Below are 7,082 nucleotides of genomic sequence, written 5' to 3' on the forward strand. Positions count from 1 at the left end.
AGCCGACCCGGATGGAAGGAAAGGACTGCAGATGTTCTTCACATCACACTCGCGCCGCCGCCTCACCGCGATGGCCGGCGTCGCCACGCTCGGCGTGCTGCTGGCAGCATGCAGCGCGGGATCCGCCACCGACGGGTCCAATGCCGACGGCGCGACCCTTGTCGCATACACCGGTCAGAGCGGCGACTACCAGATCAACTTCAACCCGTTCTCGCCCTCGCGCATCGGCGGTCTGGGCACCATCTACGAACCGCTGTTCTTCTACAACAAGGCCGCCGTCAGCGAGCCGGTGCCGCTGCTGGCCACGGAGCAGGCATGGAACGAGGCAGGCACCGAGCTCACCGTGACGCTGCGCGATGATGCCTCGTGGAGCGACGGTGAGCCCTTCACCGCGGATGACGTCGTCTTCACATTCGGGATGCTTGTCGACCACCCGGCCATCAACAGCTCGGGCTTCGATGGAACCGTCGAGGCCGTGGACGACACCCATGTGAAGTTCACCTTCGACAAGCCCGTCTTCGTGAAGGGCCCGGACTTCATGGCGACCCCCATCGTGCCTGAGCACATCTGGAAGGACATCGATCCCGAGCAGGACGTCATCGAAGAGCCCATCGGCACCGGCGCCTACCTGCTGGGGGACTACAAGCCGCAGGCATTCACGTACACCGCGAACCCTGACTATTGGGGCGGCGAGCCTGAGCTGGAGAACATCCGCTTCGTCGCGCTGTCGGGCAACCAGGCGGGAGCCGATGGCATCGCCGCCGGCACCATCGACTGGCAGACCGGCCCGATCCCCGACATCCAGAACACGAACAAGAACTTCCCGAACTACGAGCACTTCACGCAGTGGCAGAGCCAGATGGTCCTGGCGACCTGCTCCAGCGCGGACATGGGGTGTGAAGGCCCGCAGACCGACCCCGCGGTGCGGCAGGCCCTCTACTACGCGATGGACCGCACGCAGCTGAACAGCCTCGCCTTCGAAGAGACTGCCGGCGAGGTGTCCCCGACCTTCGCACTCACTCCGAACCAGGATGCGTTCATCTCCGCCGCCATCGCGGAGCCGATCGCCCCCATGTCAGCGGACGTCGGCAAGGCGACCGAACTCCTCGAGGCTGCAGGCTGGGCCAAGGGCGACGACGGCATCTACGCCAAGGACGGGGAGCGGCTGTCGCTGACCATCGAGGTGGTCACCGGGTGGACGGACTACATCACGGCGCTCGACGTGCTGACTTCTCAGGCCAAAGACGCCGGCATCGAGCTGAACGCGGCGCAGTCGTCGTGGAACGAGTGGACCGACAAGAAGGTCAACGGCAACTTCGAGCTGGCGATCGACTCCCTGTGGCAGGGCCCTGTCTCCGACCCGTACTACGTCTACAACTACTTCTTCGACTCCGGCAGCGGTGCGAAGGTCGGCGAGGCGGCGGGGAACAACTTCGCCCGTTTCTCCAGCCCGACCGTCGACAGCGCGCTTGCAGAGCTCGCGACGATGCCGCTCGACGACGCCGCGGCGCGTCAGCCCTACTTCGACACGATCCAGGCCGAGATCGTGGCGGACATGCCGTACATCCCAGTCCTCACGGGCGGTACGACGAGCATCTGGAACATCGCGGAATTCAGCGGATGGCCGTCGGAGGAAGACCTGTACGCGTTCCCGGCGGTGTGGTCGGCGTTCGACGCTGCCGAGATCTTCAAGCGGCTGGCACCCCAGGACTGACGTCGACGGAGTCGTCGCCCCCACGAGGAGATTTCCATGAGCTATTTCGCGCGCAAACTCGGCTTCTACGTCGTCGCACTCTGGGCGGCGCTGACGCTGAACTTCGCCATCCCCCGCCTGATGCCCGGCAACCCGGTCGACATCCTGCTGGCCAAGTTGCAGCAGCGAGGCGGTGCGGTGACACCGGAGACGCGGAAGGCCTATGCGCTTCTTCTCGGGGGCGACGACTCCGAGCCATTGTGGTCGCAGTACATCTCGTACCTCGGCAACATCCTTCACGGAGATCTGGGTGTCTCGGTGAGCTACTACCCCGCGACGGTCTCCGATGTGATTCTGCAGTCGCTGCCTTGGACGATCATCCTCGTCGGCATCGCAACCATCCTCGCCGCCACCCTGGGAGTCCTCCTCGGGGCGTTCGTCGGCTGGCGTCCCGGCAGCTGGCTCGACTCGCTCATCCCCGCGACGACGCTGCTTGCGGCCGTCCCCTATTTCTGGCTCGCCCTGCTGCTCACGTATCTGCTGTCGCGGGTCCTCGGATGGTTCCCGATGCAGGGCGGCTACGACGTGACACTCACCCCGGGTTGGAACTGGGAATTCATCTCCTCGGCGATCCACTACGGCTTCCTCCCCGCATTGACCATCGTGCTCGCCTCGATCGGAGGCTGGCTGCTGGGCATGCGCAACATGATGGTCTCGACGCTCTCCGAGGACTACGTGCTCACCGCCGAGGCGAAGGGCCTGAGTTCCCGCACGATCCTTCGGTCCTACGCGTCCCGCAATGCCGTCCTGCCATCGGTGGCCGGATTCGCGATCTCCCTGGGCTTCGTCGTCTCGGGCTCGGTCATCACCGAGCAGGTCTTCTCGTACCCGGGCATCGGCAGCCGGCTGCTGGGTGCCGTCACGAACAACGACTACGCCCTGATGCAGGGGGTCTTCCTGTTCATCACGCTCGGCGTGCTGGGCGCGAACCTCCTCGTGGACCTTCTGTACGGCGTGATCGATCCGCGCACGCGCGCACGGTCCTGACCCGGAGACACGATCCAAATGACGAACTTCACTCCTGAGAACAATCCGCTGCCCGCAGGCGTCCTCGAGGCCGAGGACGAGGAGCGCGACCGCGCCGGCCGACGACCACGATCCGGCTGGCGGATGCTGATGCCGACGATGACGCCTTGGCTGGCGTTCGGTCTCATCCTGGTGGCGGCGATCACCCTCTTCGCGATATTCGGCCCGTTGCTCTTCGGAGATCCGACCGTCGTGCGCAACATCGGGCTGACCGGTCCGTCGACGGAGTTCCCCCTGGGAACGACGAAGACGGGCCAGGACGTGCTCGCACAGCTCGCCTACGCCACACGCGGCTCGCTGATGATCGGATTCACCGTCGGCATACTCGCCACCGCCCTTTCCGCCTTCTTCGGCATTTACGGCGCCTATGTCGGCGGTTTCGCGGACGACTCCTTCTCCCTGCTGTCGAACGTCTTCCTCGTGATCCCCGGCCTGCCGCTGGTGATCGTCATCGCGGGCTTCGTGCCGCGCGAGAGCCGAGGGCTGTGGACGATCGCCGTCGTGCTGGCTCTGACCAGCTGGGCTGCGGCCGCACGCGTGCTTCGCGCTCAGACGCTTTCTGTGCGCAACCGCGACTATGTCGCCGCGTCCAAGATCTCCGGCGAGAGCGCCTGGCGCGTGATCGTCGTCGAGATCCTCCCCAATCTGCTGCCCGTGCTCGCCTCCCAGTTCGTCTTCGCGGTCATCGCGGCGATTCTCGGCGAGGCCGGCCTGGCATTCATCGGCCTCGGCGCTTCGAACTCCGCGACTCTCGGCACGATGCTCTATTTCGCGCAGAACGGGTTCGCACTGTCGGTGGGGGCATGGTGGTGGTTCATCCCACCGGGCCTCATCATCGCGCTGCTCGGCATGGGGCTCTCGCTGATCAACTTCTCGATCGACGAGATCATCAACCCGAAGCTGAAGCACATGCGAGAGCACCGGAGATTGGCACGCAAGGCGGCCAAGCTCGAGCGCCGGCTGACCGGATCACAGACACACGATCGCGCGAACGACCGCGACCGCACGGAAGAGGTGTTGGCGCGATGAGTGTTCCGACGCAGGGCGCGACCGGACTCATGGCAGCGGAGAGCTCCATGACGAGGGAGAAGGACGAACACGGAAGGGAGCCGGTGCTGACCGTGACGGACCTCACGGTGGTGTACGAAGTGGCGAACCCCGTGACGGCTGTGAAGAGCGCGAGTCTCACGCTGCACCGCGGCGAGATTCTCGGGCTCGCGGGCGAGTCGGGCTGCGGCAAGACCACGCTCGCCTATGCGATCAACCGGCTGCACCGCCCGCCCGCGAGAGTCGCCTCGGGATCGATCGTGTTCCACGATGCCGGCGGTCAGGACATCGACGTGCTGGCGCTGCAGAACGATGAGCTGCGTGCGTTCCGCTGGGACAAGCTCTCGATGGTCTTCCAGGGAGCGATGAACGCCCTGAACCCGGTGACCTCGATCCGGGCGCAGCTGCGAGACACGCTGCGCACGCATCGACCGCGCATGTCCGGACGCGAGATCCGCCAGCGGTCCGAGGAGGTCCTGGCCCGCGTGGGAGTCGACCCCGCGCGTATCGGCTCGTACCCGCACGAGCTATCCGGCGGCATGCGTCAGCGCGTGATGATCGCCATGGCGATGCTGCTCGAACCGCAGATCATGATCATGGATGAGCCCACCACAGCGCTCGATGTCGTGGTGCAGCGCGACATCCTCCGCGAGATCGTGCGTCTGCGAGACGAGTTGGATTTCGCCGTCGTCTTCATCACACATGATCTGCCGCTCCTCCTCGAAATCAGCGATCGCATCGCTGTCATGCTCGCGGGCGAGATCGTGGAGCTCGGCACGTCCGATCAGTTGTATCGAAGCCCCCGTCATCCTTATACCCGGCGGCTCTTGAGCTCGTTCCCGAGCCTGTCGGGCGACCGAGGCGGTTTCATCCGCAGTGGTCACGACGAGCACGCCGCACCGTTGCCCCACCACACCGCGGAGGACCCGTCATGACCCGTGTGCATGTCGCCGACCTGGTCAAGGACTACACCGTTCGGTCCGGTTCGAAGCGGTCGCGCCTGCGAGCCGTCGATCACGTGAGCCTCGACCTGCTGCCCGGCCGCACCGTTGCGCTGGTGGGCGAGTCCGGATCGGGCAAGTCGACGATCGCGAAGATCCTCACCCGGATGGAGTCACCGACATCGGGAACCGTCGATGTGCGGCTGGACGACGACACGCCTGTACAGGGGGCGATGTATCGGCGTCAGGTTCAGATGGTCTTCCAAGACCCATTCGCCTCCCTGAACCCCTTCCACACGATCGAGCACCACATCGCTCGGCCCCTGCGCATCCACAAGCGCACCCGCACCGCAGCAGAGACGCACGACCGCGTGCTCGAGATGCTCGAACGGGTGAACCTGACGCCCGCGGATGACATCGCCCCCCGTCGCCCGCACGAGCTGTCGGGCGGACAGCGCCAGCGCGTCGCGATCGCCCGTGCTCTCGCGCCGGGGGCGCAGGTGGTCATCGCGGATGAGCCCGTCTCGATGCTCGACGTCTCGATCCGGCTCGGGGTGCTGAACCTGCTGGCCCGTCTTCAGCGGGAGGAACGACTGGCGGTGCTGTACATCACCCACGACCTCGCCACGGCGCGGCACTTCTCGGACGAGATCGTCGTGCTGTACCGCGGGCGGGTGGTCGAACGGGGGCCGTCGGATGCCGTGATCCTCGACGCCCGGCACGACTACACGAAGCTGCTGAAGATGGCCGCCCCCGATCCGGAGCGCGGCGCCCGCGCCACCATCCTGGCGGGTGGCGAACGGGACGCCATCGACAACAGCATCTGCTATGACCACTACGCCGGTGAGTGGCAGGAGGCCGGCGTGCCCAGCGGGTCCCGTGCCCGCACAGCTCCTGATCCCGTCCCGGACATCTGAACAGGCTCTGCCCGAGCGTCACCCGATCAAGGACCAGCGATGACATCCCTTCCTGCCACCTTCCGAGACCTCCACGGAGGCTGGACGCTGACCGCCGCCCGTCTGGCGGCCGACGCGCCCCCGTCACTCGCCCGCCCGCTCGCGGACGGCATCCCGGCCCGCGTTCCCGGTGAGGCCCATCTGGATCTGCGCCGAGCCGAGCTCATCGAGGACCCGTTCGACGGCGACAGCGAATCGGCGCAACAGTGGATCGGCGATACCGACTGGACGTTCGCGACCACATTCGCCTGGAAGGGGGGCGGCGCATCTCGCACCGACCTGGTCGCCTGCGGGCTGGACACGGTGGCGACGGTGCACATCAACGGCGTCGAGGTCGGCAGCACGCAGAACATGCACCGGTCGTATCGGTGGGACGTGCGGGACGCCCTGCGCGAAGGTGAGAACTCTCTGACCGTGAGCTTCTCCGCTCCCGTCCCGGAGGCGGAGGCCCGCGCGCAGCGCGATGGTGCCCTCCCCCGGGTCAACCACCACGAGTTCAACCAACTGCGCAAGATGGCCGCCTCGTTCGGCTGGGACTGGGGCATCGACGTCGCCGGAGCAGGCATCTGGAAGCCCATCGGCCTGGACGCCTGGTCGGAGGTGCGCATCGCCTCCGTACGTCCGCTGGTCGACGTCGTCCCGGCTGCAGCGGGCGCGTTCGACGGCGTCCTGAGCGCGCACGTCGAGATCGAGCGCGACGGCACCGCCGCTGCCGCCGACATCCCCGTCATCGTCGGCGTCACCGGTCCCGGAGGCGAACCGGCCGAAGCGACGGGCATCGTGCCGGCAGGGCAGTCGACGACCGTCGTCACCGTCCGTGTACCAGGAGTGCGGCGCTGGTGGCCGGTCGGCCACGGGGACCAGCCGCTGTACCAGGTGCAGGTCACGGCGCGGGGCGCGGGCGAGGTCGCGGCGTGGCACGGTCGGGTCGGGTTCCGCACAGTGGAGCTCGACACGGATGCCGACGAATCCGGAGCGCCGTTCCTCCTCCGCGTGAACGGCCGGACCGTGCTCGTCCGGGGAGCGAACTGGATCCCCGACCATGCGTTCCTCACCGAGATCGACGGCGATCGTTATGCCCGACGTCTGGAGGATGCCCTGGAAGCCAACATCAACCTCCTCCGGGTGTGGGGCGGCGGCATCTATGAGTCGGATGAGCTGTACGACCTGGCCGACGAACGGGGTCTGCTGATGTGGCAGGATTTCCCCTTCGCGTGCGCCGCGTACAGCGAGAGCGAGTCGATGCGCAGCGAGGTCGCCGCCGAGGCCCGAGAGAACGTCACCCGTCTCACCCGGCACCCTTCGCTCGTGCTGTGGAACGGCAACAACGAGAACACGTGGGGCTGGGTCGACTGGGGT

The 7,082-nt window shown here is 66.6% G+C and carries 6 protein-coding genes; all 6 read left to right on the plus strand.

Going from position 1 to position 7,082, the window contains the following annotated elements:
• Positions 1-31: 31 nt before the first annotated feature.
• Positions 32-1,714 (plus strand): ABC transporter substrate-binding protein, encoded by a 1,683-nt coding sequence (locus tag ACI3KY_RS16700; protein ID WP_404931271.1) that lies wholly within the window; start codon positions 32-34, stop codon positions 1,712-1,714.
• A gap of 36 nt (positions 1,715-1,750) precedes the next feature.
• The gene (locus tag ACI3KY_RS16705; RefSeq protein WP_404931272.1) at positions 1,751-2,740 is read left to right on the plus strand and encodes an ABC transporter permease; all 990 of its coding nucleotides are present in this window, start codon (positions 1,751-1,753) and stop codon (positions 2,738-2,740) included.
• A gap of 18 nt (positions 2,741-2,758) precedes the next feature.
• Positions 2,759-3,808, plus strand: coding sequence for an ABC transporter permease (locus ACI3KY_RS16710; protein WP_404931273.1), 1,050 nt, complete (start codon positions 2,759-2,761; stop codon positions 3,806-3,808).
• A 47-nt stretch (positions 3,809-3,855) separates the two neighbouring features.
• Positions 3,856-4,761 carry an ABC transporter ATP-binding protein gene (locus tag ACI3KY_RS16715; protein ID WP_404931274.1) on the plus strand — a complete coding sequence of 302 codons (906 nt, stop codon included), beginning with the start codon at positions 3,856-3,858 and terminating at the stop codon, positions 4,759-4,761.
• Entirely contained in the window at positions 4,758-5,684 is a 927-nt protein-coding gene (locus ACI3KY_RS16720; RefSeq protein WP_404931275.1) for an ABC transporter ATP-binding protein, read from the plus strand. Before ACI3KY_RS16715 ends, ACI3KY_RS16720 begins: the two co-directional genes overlap by 4 nt.
• A 39-nt stretch (positions 5,685-5,723) precedes the next feature.
• Positions 5,724-7,082 (plus strand): glycoside hydrolase family 2 protein (locus ACI3KY_RS16725; protein WP_404931276.1); only part of this gene is annotated, 1,359 nt, incomplete at its 3' end.

Source organism: Microbacterium sp. ZW T2_14 (genome assembly GCF_044987405.1).
Classification (GTDB): Bacteria; Actinomycetota; Actinomycetes; order Actinomycetales; family Microbacteriaceae; genus Microbacterium.